Below are 16700 nucleotides of genomic sequence, written 5' to 3'. Positions count from 1 at the left end.
AAGATCACCCCTCATCATTGGTCTACTTCAGTTCCACTACGGTAACGCCTGCTTCTCCTTCGCCGTATACCCCTGGCCTTTGGGTTTTCACATGGGAATTGGTTTTCAAATAGCTTTGCACCGCCGAACGCAATGCCCCCGTTCCCTTCCCATGGATGATTACAATCTGTTTTAATCCAGATAAATAAGCATCATCAATATATTTATCAATATTTGCCAATGCCTCGTCAACCAATTGTCCTCGGCAATCTATCTCAGCAGAAATAAATTGACTCTTTGACATCTTGCTTTTCGGTGCTATCTGTCTTTGTTTTTTCTCCTTGGGCTGGGGTGTGTCGTCTAGCATTAATTCTGCCAAAGGTATCTTTGCTTTCATAATCCCCATCTGTACCATAACTTCCTTGTTTTTATCTGGGGGTGAGATAACCTCTCCATTTTGATCAAATGAAATAACATAGACTCTGTCACCAGCTTTTAAATTTTCTGGCACCTTATGGTTTGGCTTCATCTTTTTAGACTTTAAGAAGTCTTCTTGCACAGAAGAAAGCTTTTCTTTCAGCTTGGTTCTGTTTTCAATTAGCTTCTGTTGATTTCCTTTTTCTTTTGCCTGTCGATTCATTTCTTTGATAATACTGTCAGCTTCTTCTTTGGCCTGGGCATAAATAAGCTTTGCTTCCTCCCTTGCCTTCTGCAAAATCTTCTCTTTTTGTTCTCTTGTTTTCTCTTTTTGTCGCTCTACCTCACGCTTCAGTGTTTCGGCTTCTTTGCGATACTGCTCTGCCCGCTCCTGTTCAAAAGCCACAGATTTTTTGCTGATTACCAAATCTGTAATTACATCCTCAAACCTAGCTTCATCCTGACTAATAAACTCTCTGGCACCCTCTAAAATATATTCCTGTAGGCCCAATCTTTTGGATATGGCAAAAGCATTACTTTTACCAGGAATACCAATGAGTAGTCGATAGGTAGGTCTTAACGTCTCCACATCAAATTCACAGCAAGCATTTTCTACCCTTTCTGTGGAAAGAGCAAAAACCTTAAGCTCACTGTAGTGTGTTGTTACGGCAGTGCGGATTTTCCTGTCCTTTAATGCCTGGATAATTGCAATTGCCAGTGCTGCTCCTTCCGTGGGGTCCGTACCCGCCCCCAACTCGTCGAAAAGCACCAAGGAATCATCTGTAACTTCCTCCATAATGCGAACAATATTGGTCATATGAGCAGAGAATGTACTTAAGCTTTGCTCAATACTTTGCTCATCCCCAATATCAGCAAAAACATTATCAAAAATAGCCAGTTGTGAATGGTCAAAGGCAGGAATATGCAACCCAGCCTGCCCCATCAAAGTAAATAAACCTAAGGTTTTTAACGCAACCGTCTTACCACCAGTATTGGGGCCAGTAATCAATAAAGTGGTAAATTCCCTTCCCAAATAAATATCTATGGGTACAACTGCTTTTTCGTCCAACAATGGGTGCCTAGCCTTTTGTATATTAATGTAACCCTTTGTGTTAAATAAAGGCATGGTCCCTCCCATAGAAATAGACAAAGCCCCTTTTGCAAAAATAAAATCCATTTGAGTTAAAAGCTCTAAGTCCGCTTCAATAATCAGCGTGTTTTCCGTAACCATCCTAGATAACTCTACTAAAACCTTGCGAATCTCTTCCTTTTCCTTTGCCTGCAATTCTTTGATTTTATTATTAAGCTGAATTACACTCAAAGGTTCCATAAATAAGGTAGACCCCGTGTTAGATTGATCGTGAATCATACCAGGGAAGCTGTTTCTGTATTCACTTTTAACAGGAACACAATATCGATCATTTCTAATGGTAATTACGAAGTCCTGCAACATATTTCTATAAGCAGAAGATGAAATAACTCCATTCAAATGATCTCTAACTTTTTCATTAGACACCTTAATTTCTTTACGAATATTACGCAGATCGTTGCTGGCATCGTCAGAGATTTCAGTCTCCGAAAGAATACATCGGCTGATTTCATTTTCCAAGGAGGGCAATGGTGCCAACAACTCAAAATATTCATCCATGCGTTCATAGACTTCTGCTTTATTTTCATGCTTTCCATAGTTTTTTATTTTACGGCAAACATACAAAAATTCTCCAATTCCCATCAGTTCAGAAATGGAAAGCACCCCGGCCATGCTTGCCCGTTTTAATTGAGGCCTAATTTCACGAAACCCACCAAAGGAAGGGGTGCCTTTTCGCAAAATCATGTTTGCCGCCTCTGTTGTTTCCTGCTGCCAAAGGGCAATATCGCTCATCACCGTAGAAGGATGTAAATCCCTGGCACGCTCTTTTGCCATAGGTGAAACAGCTATGCCTGCTAATTTATCGATTATTTTGTTAAACTCTAATGTATGCAATACTTTTTTGTTCATCTTGATACCTCATTCACATAGTAAAGAATACCTATATTATATCCTTTATCCTTAAGTATACCATAAAAGGTACAAACCTGATAGAACCCCATAAAATAATTTACTCCTTGCTGCATTTACCCTTGCTTTATGTTGAATCTCCTCCCTTTTCTCCCCTCGATTCTACCTGAGTTTTTCTGAGTACAAATCAAAAAGAGGCAACGAAGGCCACATTTACTTTTACAAAGATATTTTTCAATCCCTCCTCTATCAATGATATCATAAAGACACCAAATATCTAAAAAAGCTTAACTCATTATAAGTAAGAAATTACAATCATTATAGCATAATGAAAAGGAGAGGTTCATTTTTTCAAACTCAAATTTTTTACGTAATTTCAAGTTAACCAAAAAAATCTTTGAAAAACAACAAGACCACCCCTCCAAAAAATCGGAATAGGCGGCCCTTTTTATTATTGTTCAATAATCAAACCATTCTTGTATGCATAGAGTAGCTTCTCCAACTCTGAGATGCTTTCTAATAACTTCTTCCCAATATCCGTATCCCGCACTCGGATACGATCCTGGGTGTATTGTAATGCAACGGTGGATGAAAGGATATCTTTTTCTTCTGCTATTGCCACTTCTGTGGAAACAAAGGGCTCATGGGATACCAAAACCATACCATGAGAATTGTAAATCAAAGTATACCCAGCAATACCCGTCACCTTTTGATAAGCCTTGGCAAATCCACCATCAATTACAAATAGTCTGCCCTTGGCTTTGATAGGGCTTTCCCCCTTAGAAACCTTAACGGGAACATGGCCATTCACAATGTGAGATGAATCAGGGTCTAATCCAAAGGCGGACAAAACAGTTTTGCAAACACTCTCCTCATTACGCAAAGAATAATAAGGGTTGCTCACCTCTTTATGGGTTGTTTTATCATCAATAAAATAACGCTCAAAGGTTGTCATCTTTTTCTTGCCAAACAAAGGAGAGTCTTCGCCACACCATAAATACCATATAATATCCATACATTCTCTCTTGTTTTCGCTGTGAGGCTTGCTAAAATAGCCTTCTCGTACGGTTCTCTCCACCTCATCCAAATATTCTTTGCCACTATATTGCTTCCCACGGAACAAAACCGTCTTCAGCGTGCCGTCCTCATTCATTGGGATGCCACCATGAAATAGAAGGTTGGAGTTAAAAATCGTATACATACTGCCCTTGCTATAAAGAATACGGATATGTTCCTGTAATTTTTCACTGTTGATAAAAGAGGATTTTACTTTATCCATCACAAGCTGCTCCTCATCCGTCAACCTGTATGGATCTTTTGGATCAACAGTAGGGAAATGAATATCATTCATCTCATATTCCTTCCCCTCAATGCGAATGATTCCTTTCTCAAAGTTAATCTTATCTAACAATAAGCGGTTATCCATTTTAAATTCAGGATGACGTTTGATGATTTGTGCTTCCATTTTCCATTGTAAAACAGAAATGGCCTTATGCATTTTGGCAATCATCTCAAAATCCTTATCACTCATTTCTTCTGTCCCCTTGGGCGCAAACTGAATACAAGGGTCATCAGCATATTTTTCCATGGCAAATGTAGCCAATGGAATTAAGTTGATACCATAATCTTCTTCGATGGTATCGAGGTTGGCATATCTGGTCTGAATGCGTAAAACGTTACAAATTAATGCCTGACAACCTGCTGCAGCCCCCATCCATGCAATATCATGGTTGCCCCACTGGATATCCACAGAATGGTATCTTCCTAAAATGTCCATTATTGCCGCCGCATTGGGTCCCCTGTCGTAAATATCTCCAATAACATGAAGTTGATCAATGGATAATCTCTGAATTAAATTTGCCAAGGCAATAATAAAACGATCAGCTTGATCCAAATCAATGATGGTACGGATTATTTCGTTATAGTACATTTCTTTGTCACGGCTTACGCTGTCTTCATGCAACAACTCTTCAATAATATAAGCAAACTCCTTTGGTAGAGCCTTTCTCACTTTAGAGCGAGTATATTTTGAAGAAATTACCTTGCAAATTCGAACTAGTCTATGTAACGTTATCTTATACCAGTCATTCAAATCCTCTTCCTGTTCCGCCATCATCTCCAGCTTTTTTTCGGGATAGTAAATCAATGTGGCCAAAGCTTTTTTTTCACTTTCCCGAAGACTTGCACCAAAAATGGCACTAATGTGGTTTTTAATAACGCCGGAAGCATTCCTCAAAACATGACTAAAGGACTCAGCTTCCCCATGAATATCAGAAACAAAATGTTCCGTTCCCTTTGGTAAGTTTAAAATCGCCTTTAGATTCATAACTTCCGTCGCTGCACTGTTGATATTTTTATACTGATTTGAAAGTAATTTTAAATATTTCATTTCTTCCTTTGTAAAGGGTCGATCTGTCGAATACATGTTATGCCCACCATTCTTTTAAATATAAAGATTTATCATGTTCATTATAGCAGAGCCTTTTTTCTTTTCCTAGGCTTTTTTCAAATTTTTTATAAAAAACGGGACATTTTTCGTCCCACATTGTTCTGCATAGGCTTACAACCGCCCCAAGATTATACTTCCTTCCCTCATGAAAAACTCGTCGTTTACCCTACTAAAAACTCTCATCCCAAAGAAAAATAATCTTAGTCTTAAAAAATAGCCATACTTTTCTTATTTTATGCAAAAACCCACCATAAATCAACTCACCTATTTTCATGAAATTCCCCTTTACGAATATGATTTTTTCATTGTAACTACCAAAAAAACTGGATTCGCTAATAACTAAGCACTTCTTTTATACTATTTCTCTATAAAACCCAGCTCATACTTGCATCTCTTCTCATCATTTCAATCCTTCCTTTTGCCGCCCCCACCCATTAAAAAAAGGCCCTTGCTATCTTTCAGATAGGAAGAAACCTTTTTCTAAAACTTATTCTTTGCCTTCTGTCATTGTACTATCCACAATGTTTTCATGGGGGTAATACTTTTGACCTAACATAATTGATTCTCTGTTCATAAACAATACGGTCATGCCCATATAAGCAAAACTACCAGATATATACGTTAGCGTGCTGTATAAAATGTCTGTTGCAACATGCTCTGGGGCAATCACTAACAACCCATTAAATAACCAGTTCCAACCCGAAACAATGAATGAAGTCACAATAATAAATCCAGCTGTTTTCCAAAATTTACCCGTGGTTAGTCTCTTGCTATAAGTTAGAGCTTTCCATCCTTTTGCTCCCTTTAATCCAATGGCGTAAACATAAAATGTCCAAATCACCCCAAGGAATAGCCCTGGAACAATAAAAAAGGAACTGGCAATAAAAATCAAGATCCAATAAGGGATGCCAGTGATGATTACACTCCAAAGGCAGTTCATGGACTCACCAATTGCATCCTTCACCTGAATGGTTTCGTTACACAAATAGCCCTTGGTAATTTTTGCTATTGCAATTACACCAACAGGTTCCAAAAATAATAATACTGTCATTTGCAATGCATGGTTACCCAAAAACCTTAATAAAGCCTCTGTGTATGCAGGCATATTCTCTAAAAGGCCTTCTGCCTCGGTCATACTCATCAAAATTAAAGCACTATTGCTCAATTTTTCAACAATCAGCACGTTTAAGATACTAATGGGTAAAAAAAGAAATGAAACAACAATCATAATTGACTTAAAATTCTTCATAAACAAATTCATGGCAATGGATAAAATCTCCATAAAACCCAACTCTTTGTTATTTATTGCATCTAGCATATCTTCACCCTTTCCCATTTGAAGTCAATAGATCTAGTATACCGCATTCCCATAAAAATTCCAACCGCTTTGAACCTTGTAATTCTTAAAAATTTAGACTATTATATTAACAAAACATTAGAAAGCAGTGATAAAATGAGTCTCAAGGGTAAAACCCTTTTTATAACAGGTTCTTCAAGGGGCATTGGACAGGCAATTGCTGTTGCCTTTGGCAAGGCTGGTTGCAACATCGTTCTAAATGCCTCAAAAAGCAAAGAAGACCTTTCTGCCATAGAAGAACAACTAAAGCAGGCTAACATTCCTGTCCTAGCCCTTCTGGGAGATGTGTCAGATTATGAAACCTGTGAAAAAATGTTTCAAACAATAAACGAAACCTTCGGAAATGTAGATATCTTAATCAACAACGCTGGCGTATCCCACATTGGCCTGTTCACGGATATGTCTCCCAAGCAATGGCAACGGCTTATGGCAGTAAACCTGAATTCCGTTTTCAACTGCACCCACCTGGCAGTACCCCCTATGGTACGAAAGAAGGCTGGAGCCATCATAAATATCTCCTCCATGTGGGGGGAAGTGGGCGCATCTTGTGAGGCTGTTTATTCCGCCTCAAAAGGTGCCATCAACAGCTTTACAAAGGCAATGGCAAAGGAGTTAGGTCCTTCCTCCATTCGAGTAAATGCCATCGCCTGTGGTGTCATAGAAACCCAAATGAACGCTGGCCTTGATGATGAGGAACGGTTTGCCTTAACCACAGAAATCCCTTTGATGCGTTTTGGCACAACTGAAGAAGTAGCAAATTTAGCACTATTCCTGGCTGATGAAAATGCCACCTATCTTACAGGGCAGGTCATCACCCTTGATGGAGGTATGAACTAATGAAAAAAAAATTTTTATTGTTCGATGTTGACCATACCCTTTTGGATTTTGCAGCATCGGAGAGAAAAGCCCTGGAAAAATGTTTTCATGCCTTCGGGCTTCCTTTTACCGATGAGCTCCTAACTTGGTATCTTGCCCATAATCAGAAACTTTGGTCAAACTATGAAAGGGGCATTATCCCCAGAGAAGCCATCTTCCAGGCCCGCTTTGCCGATACCTTTACACAGTTTGCCTTGGATGCCGATGGCACTTTAATGGAAAATGCATATCGTAAAGCTTTGTCCCACGGTTGTGACATAATGGAGAATGCCCTCATTTTAATCGAAAAACTCTCTAAAACCCACCAACTTTACATCGTGACTAACGGACTGGCTTCAACCCAAGAAAAACGTCTGAAAGATTCTGGCCTTGCCCCATTTTTTCATAAAACTTTTGTTTCCGAAACACTGGGATTTCAAAAACCAATGGTGGAGTATTTTGATTACTGCTTTGAACATATTCCGGATTTTGAAAAAAAAGAGGCCCTCATAATTGGCGATTCCCTCTCCTCAGACATACAAGGTGGTATTCGAGCAGGCATTGATACTTGCTGGTTCAACCCATTAGAAAAAATCAATGACACCCCATTCCAGCCCAACTATGAAGTTAAAAATTTACTGGAACTTCTACCTCTTTTAGAAATAGAAGAATAAATACATATCTATACGACAAAAGCGGTATTTGCCTAAGGGCAAATACCGCTTTTCAAATATAAACTCTTGCCAATGCCGTGGTTTTAACGCCTCGATACAATAACCTTTCAAAAACCCATAAAAATCCTTAGCATTGAAACCTAGAGGCAAAAATCATTTCATGTGATTTTCCTCATAGTGCTTCCCGATTCCGTTATTTCCTTGTCCATACAAACCAAGGTTTCCCAAATCACATTTTGAAAATGAAATAGGCTAGTTCCCCGCAATTCATAACCCATTCGTGAGTATAGCTGAATTGCCGGTTTATTTCCTTCATATGTATCAAGCCTTACCGTTTTGCATTTTAACCCACGGGCATAAGCCTCCACAAACAAAACAAATTCCTTACCATGTCCCCTGCCATTGCAGTCTGGTCGAATGCAAAGGGTATGTATAACCAAAACTTCGCTCCCCTGGGCCTCCACCTTCCAAGGAATAGCATCATATTCCTTGGGCTGAATATGGTTTAATATTACGCATCCATAAAGGTACCCTGTTTCATCTTCCCCCACATAAAGAGTTCCATCCGCCAGAGCCTTGGCACCATCTGCCCTAGTGGGATAAAGCCCTTTTTTCCAGTTGGTGTAGCTGCCATTGGCCGCCTCAAAATCCAAAACTTCATTATAAATAGCTTCTACTTCATTTAAATCCTTTTCCGTCGCCTTTCGAATCAAAGCATTCACCCCTAGCTTATCTGTCTCCTAATCTCAAATTCGGGTTTGCATTTAAGTCCAAACCGTCCCGAACCCCAGCCAAATATTCATAATATGCTGCACAGCCAATCATAGCCGCATTGTCAGTGCAAAGAATGGGGGAAGGTATACTCAAAAAAAAGCCTTCTTTTTCACAAGCATCCTTCATTTTTTCTCGCAAAGTGCTATTGGAAGCAACCCCACCTGCTAATGCAATCTGATCAACGCCTCTATCCTTTGCCGCTTTTATGGTTTTACCAACTAAAACTTCTACCACTGATTGTTGAAAGCTTGCAGCAATATCTTCGGGAACAATTTCCTCTCCCATCATTTTTTGCTTATTCACATAATTTAAAACTGCAGATTTTAAACCACTAAAACTAAAGTCATAGCTATCTTCCTCCAGAAAAACACGGGGAAACTTTACCGCATCAGGGTTTCCTTTTTTTGCAGCCGCATCAATCTTTGGTCCACCAGGGTAACCCATGCCAATGGCTCTGGCCACCTTGTCATATGCCTCCCCTGCGGCGTCATCTCTTGTTCTTCCTAAAATCTCATAGTTCCCATAGTCGGATACATAAACTAAGTGAGAATGCCCTCCTGAAACAACCAAAGCCATATAAGGGGGCTGGAACTCTTTGTTTTCAATATAATTGGCACAAATGTGCCCTTCAATATGGTGTACGCCAATGAGGGGCTTATCTGCAGCAAAGGCAAGGGCCTTTGCCTCTGCCAACCCCACCAATAATGCTCCTACCAACCCTGGGCCATAGGTCACCCCAATGGCATCCACATCATTCAGAGTAAGACTTGCTTCCTGTAACGCCTGGGTAATAACACCGTCAATTGCCTCTATGTGCTTTCTGGATGCAATTTCAGGCACAACACCCCCATACAATGTGTGTAAATCTATCTGAGATGAAATAATATTAGAAAGCACATCACGCCCGTTTTTCACCACAGCTGCCGCCGTCTCATCGCAAGAGCTTTCAATGGCCAGTATATATATATCTTTTTTGTCTTCCATATTTTTGTCCTCCAAATTATCCTTGTTTTGGAAAAAGGATGGTAGTACTTTTTCTTTCTTCTCCCAGTGTGGTGTTAGGAAAAATATTTTGCGCTACTTCCAAAAATAGCTCTGGTTCGGTTAAAGAAGGGCTAAAATGAGTCAACCATAATTCTTCAACCTGTCCATCTCTGGCAAGTTGTGCTGCCTCAGAAAATAACATATGTTTATTTTCCTTGGCCTTTTGTCTTTTCTCATCCTCGCCATACATTCCCTCGCAGATAAAGAGCTGGACCCCTTGAATCAAGCTACGCAACCTGTCCACAGGCCTAGAGTCCGTACAATACGCCACCCCAATCCCTGCTCGTGCATCTCCCAGCACCATGTCCGCTGTATAAACTTTCCCTTCAAATTCTACAGAGCCTTCCTTTTGCACCTTACCCCATAGTGTTTTGGGCAGCCCCAAGCCCTCAGCTTTCTTCGTATCAAACTTACCTTTTCTGTGCAAGTCAATACGATATGCATAGCATCTCACCATATGATCCGCCAAACAATAAGAGATACAAAAATCACCTATATTAATTGGATTTGGCGTTTCTTTTCCTATTTCAATATATTCTAACGGAAACGGTAATTCAGGACAAATTCTACGCAAACCCTCCACAATATATTCAAGACCCTGTGGTCCTACAATTGTAAGGGGCTCCTCTCTGCCTGCGTTCCCAATGGTTAACAAAAGCCCTGGTAAACCAGAAATATGGTCTGCATGGAAGTGGGTAATGCAAATCACATCAATGGCCTTAAATCCCCAACCTTGCATCTTCATTGTAACCTGCGTGCCTTCGCCGCAGTCTATCAGCAATAACCGTCCTTTTATCCTTGCCAGCATTGCTGTCAAAAATCGGCCAGGCATAGGCATCATACCGCCAGTTCCCAGCAAACAAATATCAAGCATAACAATCTCCTTCAATTCAACACAATATACCTTCGTTTTTTATCATATCCTATTCCCTACTAAAATACAAGTTTTGCCATAGAAAAGACATTATATTCGTTGTTTCTTTTTCTGTTGATTCGGCCTTACCTGGGCTTAGTCTTATGCCTTTTCCTTTTCCACTATGCGCTTGTATATAAAAACCATCTAACAGTAGTTGCTCTTTTGTCCACTATACATAACCCCTTTGACTTTCTAAATATCTTTGAAATTAAACCATTGTCTCTACAAAATGATACACAAATTTTTCATCCCAAGGAACAAAAATTGCTTCTTCGGAATAAAGATACTAGAGGGGGTGTTTGTATGCGCAGAAGATGTCAGTATTCACCAATGAAATGGCTATGCGGAATTGTTTCGCTTTGTTTAGGCATAGGTATGCTTCTGGCAGTTCTTATTCCCTATTGTATCCCTTTGTTAGCCATCTTATTTATTGCCGTTGGTGCTTGGCTTATTTTCAATTTCAAGCGGTGCTAGCCAAATCATTACAAAACGAAAAAAAGCCTTTCTCCCAGATATGGAAAAAGGCTTTTATACTTTCGGTCAATTAGATTGCACGTGTAATTTTATTTGCACGCATGCATCTTGTGCAAACGTAAATAGATTTCACATTGCCGTTATTTTCAACGATTTTAACTTTCTTTACGTTGGGTTTCCACTTTCTATTCGCACGTCTACTAACCTGACTACGGTTAATACTGATTCTATGACCTTTAATCTGGCCCTTTTCGCAAATTTCACATTTAGCCATTGTCTGCACCTCCTCTACTAATGCCTTATGTGACACAACAAAGATATTTTAGCAGAAAAGTCAAAGTTTTGCAAGGAAAATCAATGGATAATTTGAGATTTTTTTCTGCTTGCCACTATTAATCTTTGGAATGAATCACAAATAGATATCCTTCTGTTAAATAAATTTTTCCATCTTCCTGAGCCAACACATTGCTTACTGCAACCAATTCATCATCCAAAGCCAAATCTCTGTTTGTTAATGGGTAAGCAAAGCCTGTCAAAGTAATCCCTCTCACCATCATTGAAAGAGGGATAGTTGATACCAAATCTCCAACCTTACCATGTATGGTAATTGGTTTGTCAACCAACTCAATACAGTTATTTTCATCAACCAGCCTTGCCCGTATGCCTTTTTTTAATAATCCCAAAAGCAAATGGGCATTTGCAAGGGTATGGTCAAAGCGGCTACCAATTCCACCAAAAAGAATCAAATCTGTGGCCCCTTTCTCTAAGGCCAAATGAATGCCCAATTGCATATCCGTTTGATCTTTTTTTGCAGGAAATTGATAAATGGGAATATTTTTTTCTTTATAAAATTCCAAAACATCTTGGCCAACGGAGTCAAAATCCCCCACGATATAATCTGGAGTTAAGCCCAAAGCCTTTGTATGTTCCATGCCTGCATCACAGCAAATCAAAATATCCACATCGTCTAAATACTCTTTACAAAATTCATAATCCTCAATTTTTGCACCTGCAAAAATGACTGCTTTCATATTACTCATACTCCTTAAAAATTTCCATGAAATCCTTAGCAGCTTGGGCAATATCCTCTTTTCCAAAGACTGCTGAGCCCGCAACAATTATATTTGCCCCAGCATCTAAAACCACTCTTACATTATCCTGTGTAATACCACCATCAACCTGAATGTCATAATTGAAGCTCATTTCTTTCTTCCATTGGGACAACTGCTTAATCTTATGCACTTGGTCTTCCATAAATTTCTGTCCGCCAAAACCGGGTTCAACGGTCATAACCAAAACCATGTCAACCTCAGCCAAATAAGGCTTCAAGTCTTCAACTGGTGTTTTAGGCTTAATGGTAATGCCCACTTTTGCACCAGTGGCACGAATCATATCAATCACCTTTTTAGGGTTCTCTGTGGCTTCCAAATGGAAGTTAATAATGTCCGCACCTGCTTTACGAAACTCCTCTATATATTTTTCAGGTTCCACAATCATTAAATGGGCATCAAATACCATATTGCTAGCCTTGCGAATACCTTTAATCACAGGGATACCAAAAGAAATATTTGGCACAAAACGTCCGTCCATTACATCTAAATGAATGTATGGAGTACCTGCATTTTCAATAATTGCTAATTGTTCACCAATCTTTGTAAAATCGATGGAAAGCATAGATGGGGAAAGATAGATTGCCATTTTATTTTTTCCTTTCTTCTTCGTTCTTTAAATCATGGAATATAGTTACATATCGTTCATATCGCATAGGGTCAATGGTTTTTCCAATTTCACCCTTAACAGCACAATCAGGTTCGTTAATATGCATACAGCCATTATAATAACATTCGTGTACAAATGGTTCAAATTCTCTGAAATAATACTGCAATTTTTCCGAAGGAATATGGTTCAAAAACAAAGACGTAAATCCAGGCGAGTCTACAATATAGCTTTTTTCAGAAAGTGGAATTAACTCTGCGTGTCTGGTGGTATGGCGTCCACGCTGTATTTTCTCGCTTATCTCTCCTGTGTTTAATTCCAACCCGGGGAAAGCAGCATTAATCAGACTGCTTTTACCAACACCAGAAGGGCCTGCAAAAACAGAAATTTTGTTATCCAACGCTCTCTTTAGATCCTGTAATCCGGCTCCTGTTTCCGCGCTGGTGCAAACAACCCTGTATCCCGCCTTATGATAAACCATTACCGGGTTTTCGTACTCCTTCTTGTTGTCTTTGTCAATTTTATTAATTACAATGACAATTTCCAATTCTTGCTCCTCTGCAAGGAGCAAGAACCGATCCAGCAAATCCAAATTCATATTGGGGCTTTTGGCAGCAAAAACAATCACTGCCTGATCCACGTTGCTCACTCTTGGGCGAATCAATTCGTTTCTTCTTGGCAATATTTCATCTAAACTACCTTTTTTATTTTCTTCATCCAGTATAGAAATCTTCACAAGATCCCCAACTGTGGGGCGAATTCCCTCTTTTCGAAAAATTCCGCGGGCCCTGGTTTCAAAAACTCCTCTTGTTGTATCAATATAATAAAACCCGCCGATCCCCTTAACTATCACGCCTTCCAGCATATATTCGCCACCTTATCCAGAAAAATTCACATTTTGTGTCCATTGCAATACATCATCAATATAACAACTTACTGTACCGCTACCTCTGCCAGTAACGGTCACCGTGTAAGGGAACTGGGTTGAATTCCTTGTTTCGTCTACAACAGGGAAAGCACCATCCGCATCGTTTTTCACAACGCGTACATATAGATCTCCATCAGCACCACTTGGTGCAGTAATGGTAAAGGATTTTGTACCCGTTGTTGTTTCGTTACCACTGTTATTGCCGCTGTTATTGCCGCTGTTAGTGCCGTTGTTATTTGAGTTATTATTATTATCTTCTTGTGAAGGCTCCTCTACTGTGGCCTTTCCAGAGCTAACTACAAGGTTAACAACACTTCCACTAGGCACTTCTTGCCCTGGGCCTAATGTCTGTGTCATTACTTTGCCCTTTTCCACGGTATTGCTTTGTGCGTGGGATACATTACCAACTACCAACCCAACAGCAGTCAAATCTTTTTTAGCCTGGTCTTCCGAAAGCCCAGTAACATTGGGTACAGAAACATTTTGGTTTTCATCACCCTTGCTTACCTTCAAGACTATGGTACTATTTGCATTTATTTTGCTTCCTTCTGCCGGCGTTTGCTCTAAAACAACGCCAATTTCTTTGTCTTTGTCAAATTCATATTCAATTCGTGGGGGGGTGCCAACCAGAGAAACAATTTTGTCTGTTGCTGCTTTTTCCTGCTGTCCAACCACTCCCGGCATATCCTGAGAAACCAAGCCTAGACTTGTTTTAATTCCAATTTTGGTTCCAGAAGAAACCATGGTTCCATCACCAACGGATTGATAAATGATGTACCCTTCGTCATAATAGTTGCTATAATCTTGTCCTTCTTCAACCAGTTCTAGCCCCATTTGTTCTGCTGCTGCCTTAGCATCGTTCAAGGGTACACCAACAAAAGTTGGCACTTCAATATTTTTTTCAGATGAAAGGAAGCCGCCAAAACCACCACTCAATAACTTCATGCCAACAACCGAAATAACCCCAATAATTACCAAGGCAGTAACAATGGCAGCTATAATTACTTTTTTCTCGGCTCTGCGGTCATTTTCATTCCCATAATCCCCTTCTTTTCTAGGGTTTCTCCGCGTTCTTTTGGGCCTTTTGCTTGTTTGCACAGGTTCCGCCTCCATGTATTCATTTTCGTAATCGTCTTCTTTTGATATACGTAGCTTTTTGCTGTATTTTTCAAAGCTAACCATGGGTTCAACCCCAGGTTTAGGTACAGATTCTTCTTCCTCAGCTTTTTCCGAGTAAACATTTTTATTGAGTCTAATAAATTCGACTTCTTTCGGATCTGCCGCCTTTATTGTTGCTTCCAAATCCACTTTTTCCTTAGTTTGACTAGGTTCCGTGATAGCTACAACTTCTTCTGCCTTACTCTCTTTGCCTTGCAACTGACGAATCTCTGCCGCAGCCGCAGCCCTTCGGGATCGATGCACACCATAAACAGCACTTGCCGCTCCAGTCAAGGTTGCCGCTGTCACTGCTGCCTCAACTTCTTTTTTTACCGGCACCTCCGTATGTAAAAACCCTCCTGCCGTATCAGTTCTTGCCCGAATTAGATCTGATAACATTAAATCAATGGTGGCATAACGCTCGTCCGCCTTTTTCATTGTGGCTTTTCTAATTATGCCTTCAATGGCAGGGGTGCAATTGGGATTATATTGCCTAATATCAGGTATCTCCTCATTTATATGTTTTAACGCAATAGAAACGGAATTATGCCCCTGAAAAGGCAAAACGCCTGTTATCATTTCAAACATAGTAATGCCCAGGGAATAAATGTCACTTTTTTCATCTACATAGCCACCTCTGGCTTGTTCTGGAGAAAAATAATGGACAGAGCCTGCTGCGTTTGCCGTTGTAGTCATTGTAGACGCAGTTGCCGCCCTAGCAATGCCAAAATCAGTCACCTTTATAACCCCATCAGTACCAACTAAAATATTCTGTGGCTTAATGTCTCTATGAACAATATGGGCTTTGTGGGCTTGTGCTAAAGCAGAGGCAATCTGAATTGACACATTTAATGTGGAGCGTGAATCAAAGGGGGCCTTCTGACGAATGGCTTGTTTCAAGGTATCCCCATGGATATACTCCATAACAATGTAGCTAATTTCTCCATCCTCTCCAACATCATAAACACGAACAATATTAGGATGGGAAAGCCTTGCAGCAGAACAAGCTTCCGAACGAAATCTATCGATGAACTCATCATCGCCTATAAACTCCTCACGCAACACCTTAACCGTTACATACCTGTCTAATTTTTTATCCTTGCCCCGATAAACCATAGCCATACCACCGGAGCCAATTTTCTCTATAATCTCATATCTATCCCCAAGGACAGTTCCGGGATTCAACAACATTAGTTCTTACCTCCTACATCAACCAAAATCAAGGAAATATTGTCATATCCGCCTCGTTCGTTGGCCATTTCAACCAGTTTCTGTGCTTTTTTATCTAAGGTCATTCTCTTTCCGATAACTTCGGCCATATCCCTATCGGATAACATCCCAGAAAGGCCGTCTGTGCAAAGCAATAAGATATCGCCCTTCATTGCCTTTTCTACAACGGCATCTGTCTCAACCGTTTCTTTAATTCCAACGGCACGGGTGATGATGTTTCTTTTTGGATGGGTTGCCGCTTCCTCCCTAGTGATTGAACCAAGTTTAACCAGCTCCATCACATAAGAGTGGTCCGTGGTAAGAGGATTTAATTCTTTTTTTCGAAATAAATATGCTCGGCTGTCTCCAACGTACGCCACATAAATTTTACCATCCTGCACTGCCGCTGCAACTAAGGTAGTGCCCATTTCTGCAAACTCTCTTTGAGAATTTGATTTTTCATAAACTGCTTTATTTGATGCCACCATAGCCTCAGTTAATAAGTCTGGGATATCTTCTTGACAATGGGAATCTTGCTCCTGGCGAATATATTCTAAAAAAGAGTCAATGGCATATCGACTGGCCACTTCTCCCGCATTACAACCACCCATACCGTCAGCCACAATAAAAAGATTTTGAATATCATCTGTAGGTGCTGGCACGTAAAACGCATCCTCATTATTCTTCCTGCATTTCCCAATATCACTGATTCCTACTGCTTTCAAACAAATCCACCTCCTCGGTGTACAGA

15 protein-coding genes are annotated in these 16700 nt (G+C 40.0%); 3 read left to right on the top strand and 12 right to left on the bottom strand.

Annotation, left to right across the window (positions count from 1 at the left end; genetic code table 11):
- Positions 1-22: 22 nt before the first annotated feature.
- The 3 genes from ABVZ64_RS06765 to ABVZ64_RS06755 all read right to left on the bottom strand — a co-directional run bounded on the left by ABVZ64_RS06765 (position 23) and on the right by ABVZ64_RS06755 (position 6162).
- Positions 23-2395 carry an endonuclease MutS2 gene (locus tag ABVZ64_RS06765; RefSeq protein WP_352400269.1) on the bottom strand — a complete coding sequence of 791 codons (2373 nt, stop codon included), beginning with the start codon at positions 2393-2395 and terminating at the stop codon, positions 23-25.
- 451 nt (positions 2396-2846) lie between these two features.
- Positions 2847-4820, bottom strand: coding sequence for a fructose-1,6-bisphosphatase (locus ABVZ64_RS06760; protein WP_352400268.1), 1974 nt, complete (start codon positions 4818-4820; stop codon positions 2847-2849).
- A gap of 511 nt (positions 4821-5331) precedes the next feature.
- A complete protein-coding gene (locus ABVZ64_RS06755; RefSeq protein ID WP_352400267.1) occupies positions 5332-6162 on the bottom strand; it encodes a hypothetical protein in 831 nt (276 codons plus the stop codon).
- Positions 6163-6297: 135 nt separating this feature from the next.
- Here ABVZ64_RS06755 and ymfI point away from each other — a divergent pair, with 135 nt between their 5' ends.
- Together ymfI and ABVZ64_RS06745 are read left to right on the top strand one after the other, a co-directional pair.
- Positions 6298-7038: an elongation factor P 5-aminopentanone reductase gene (gene ymfI, locus ABVZ64_RS06750; protein ID WP_352400266.1), complete on the top strand. Its 741-nt coding sequence runs from the start codon at positions 6298-6300 to the stop codon at positions 7036-7038.
- Positions 7038-7730: a YjjG family noncanonical pyrimidine nucleotidase gene (locus ABVZ64_RS06745; RefSeq protein ID WP_352400265.1), complete on the top strand. Its 693-nt coding sequence runs from the start codon at positions 7038-7040 to the stop codon at positions 7728-7730. Before ymfI ends, ABVZ64_RS06745 begins: the two co-directional genes overlap by 1 nt.
- Before the next feature lie 158 nt (positions 7731-7888).
- On the opposite strand, the gene ABVZ64_RS06740 is transcribed toward ABVZ64_RS06745, so the two are convergent.
- From ABVZ64_RS06740 to ABVZ64_RS06730, 3 genes are read right to left on the bottom strand one after another with little or no spacing between them, the layout of a single operon-like run.
- Positions 7889-8443 (bottom strand): GNAT family N-acetyltransferase, encoded by a 555-nt coding sequence (locus tag ABVZ64_RS06740; RefSeq protein WP_352400264.1) that lies wholly within the window; start codon positions 8441-8443, stop codon positions 7889-7891.
- Between the two features lie 16 nt (positions 8444-8459).
- Positions 8460-9488, bottom strand: coding sequence for a tRNA (adenosine(37)-N6)-threonylcarbamoyltransferase complex transferase subunit TsaD (tsaD, locus tag ABVZ64_RS06735; RefSeq protein ID WP_352400263.1), 1029 nt, complete (start codon positions 9486-9488; stop codon positions 8460-8462).
- Positions 9489-9504: 16 nt separating this feature from the next.
- Positions 9505-10422 carry a ribonuclease Z gene (locus ABVZ64_RS06730; RefSeq protein ID WP_352400262.1) on the bottom strand — a complete coding sequence of 306 codons (918 nt, stop codon included), beginning with the start codon at positions 10420-10422 and terminating at the stop codon, positions 9505-9507.
- Between the two features lie 345 nt (positions 10423-10767).
- Between ABVZ64_RS06730 and ABVZ64_RS06725 the strand changes: the two genes are divergently transcribed.
- Complete coding sequence (locus ABVZ64_RS06725; RefSeq protein WP_352400261.1) at positions 10768-10938, top strand: hypothetical protein; 171 nt, start codon at positions 10768-10770, stop codon at positions 10936-10938.
- Positions 10939-11008: 70 nt separating this feature from the next.
- On the opposite strand, the gene ABVZ64_RS06720 is transcribed toward ABVZ64_RS06725, so the two are convergent.
- From ABVZ64_RS06720 to ABVZ64_RS06695, 6 genes are all read right to left on the bottom strand, one after another.
- Positions 11009-11212, bottom strand: coding sequence for a large ribosomal subunit protein bL28 (locus tag ABVZ64_RS06720; protein ID WP_352400260.1), 204 nt, complete (start codon positions 11210-11212; stop codon positions 11009-11011).
- A 118-nt stretch (positions 11213-11330) separates the two neighbouring features.
- A complete protein-coding gene (locus tag ABVZ64_RS06715; RefSeq protein WP_352400259.1) occupies positions 11331-11969 on the bottom strand; it encodes a thiamine diphosphokinase in 639 nt (212 codons plus the stop codon).
- 1 nt (position 11970) lies between these two features.
- Positions 11971-12636: a ribulose-phosphate 3-epimerase gene (rpe, locus tag ABVZ64_RS06710; protein WP_352400258.1), complete on the bottom strand. Its 666-nt coding sequence runs from the start codon at positions 12634-12636 to the stop codon at positions 11971-11973.
- 1 nt (position 12637) lies between these two features.
- The gene (gene rsgA, locus ABVZ64_RS06705; protein WP_352400257.1) at positions 12638-13519 is read right to left on the bottom strand and encodes a ribosome small subunit-dependent GTPase A; all 882 of its coding nucleotides are present in this window, start codon (positions 13517-13519) and stop codon (positions 12638-12640) included.
- 12 nt (positions 13520-13531) lie between these two features.
- Complete coding sequence (locus tag ABVZ64_RS06700) at positions 13532-15931, bottom strand: protein kinase domain-containing protein (protein WP_352400256.1); 2400 nt, start codon at positions 15929-15931, stop codon at positions 13532-13534.
- The gene (locus tag ABVZ64_RS06695) at positions 15931-16674 is read right to left on the bottom strand and encodes a Stp1/IreP family PP2C-type Ser/Thr phosphatase (RefSeq protein WP_352400255.1); all 744 of its coding nucleotides are present in this window, start codon (positions 16672-16674) and stop codon (positions 15931-15933) included. The genes ABVZ64_RS06700 and ABVZ64_RS06695 overlap by 1 nt, the downstream gene beginning before the upstream one ends.
- Between the last annotated feature and the right edge of the window lie 26 nt (positions 16675-16700).

The organism is Anaerotignum sp. (assembly GCF_040307045.1).
Lineage (GTDB): Bacteria > Bacillota > Clostridia > Lachnospirales > Anaerotignaceae > Chakrabartyella.
The sequence above is the reverse complement of the archived record's forward strand: the minus strand, read 5'-3'. Positions and strand labels throughout refer to the sequence as shown.

What these genes read in the sequence shown, in the direction of transcription:
- ABVZ64_RS06765 (WP_352400269.1), bottom strand. Translation starts at nt 2,395, where the DNA reads ATGAACAAAAAAGTATTGCATACATTAGAGTTTAACAAAATAATCGAT.
- ABVZ64_RS06760 (WP_352400268.1), bottom strand. Translation starts at nt 4,820, where the DNA reads ATGTATTCGACAGATCGACCCTTTACAAAGGAAGAAATGAAATATTTA.
- ABVZ64_RS06755 (WP_352400267.1), bottom strand. Translation starts at nt 6,162, where the DNA reads ATGCTAGATGCAATAAATAACAAAGAGTTGGGTTTTATGGAGATTTTA.
- ymfI (WP_352400266.1), top strand. Translation starts at nt 6,298, where the DNA reads ATGAGTCTCAAGGGTAAAACCCTTTTTATAACAGGTTCTTCAAGGGGC.
- ABVZ64_RS06745 (WP_352400265.1), top strand. Translation starts at nt 7,038, where the DNA reads ATGAAAAAAAAATTTTTATTGTTCGATGTTGACCATACCCTTTTGGAT.
- tsaD (WP_352400263.1), bottom strand. Translation starts at nt 9,488, where the DNA reads ATGGAAGACAAAAAAGATATATATATACTGGCCATTGAAAGCTCTTGC.
- ABVZ64_RS06730 (WP_352400262.1), bottom strand. Translation starts at nt 10,422, where the DNA reads ATGCTTGATATTTGTTTGCTGGGAACTGGCGGTATGATGCCTATGCCT.
- ABVZ64_RS06725 (WP_352400261.1), top strand. Translation starts at nt 10,768, where the DNA reads ATGCGCAGAAGATGTCAGTATTCACCAATGAAATGGCTATGCGGAATT.
- ABVZ64_RS06720 (WP_352400260.1), bottom strand. Translation starts at nt 11,212, where the DNA reads ATGGCTAAATGTGAAATTTGCGAAAAGGGCCAGATTAAAGGTCATAGA.
- ABVZ64_RS06715 (WP_352400259.1), bottom strand. Translation starts at nt 11,969, where the DNA reads ATGAAAGCAGTCATTTTTGCAGGTGCAAAAATTGAGGATTATGAATTT.
- rpe (WP_352400258.1), bottom strand. Translation starts at nt 12,636, where the DNA reads ATGGCAATCTATCTTTCCCCATCTATGCTTTCCATCGATTTTACAAAG.
- rsgA (WP_352400257.1), bottom strand. Translation starts at nt 13,519, where the DNA reads ATGCTGGAAGGCGTGATAGTTAAGGGGATCGGCGGGTTTTATTATATT.
- ABVZ64_RS06700 (WP_352400256.1), bottom strand. Translation starts at nt 15,931, where the DNA reads ATGTTGTTGAATCCCGGAACTGTCCTTGGGGATAGATATGAGATTATA.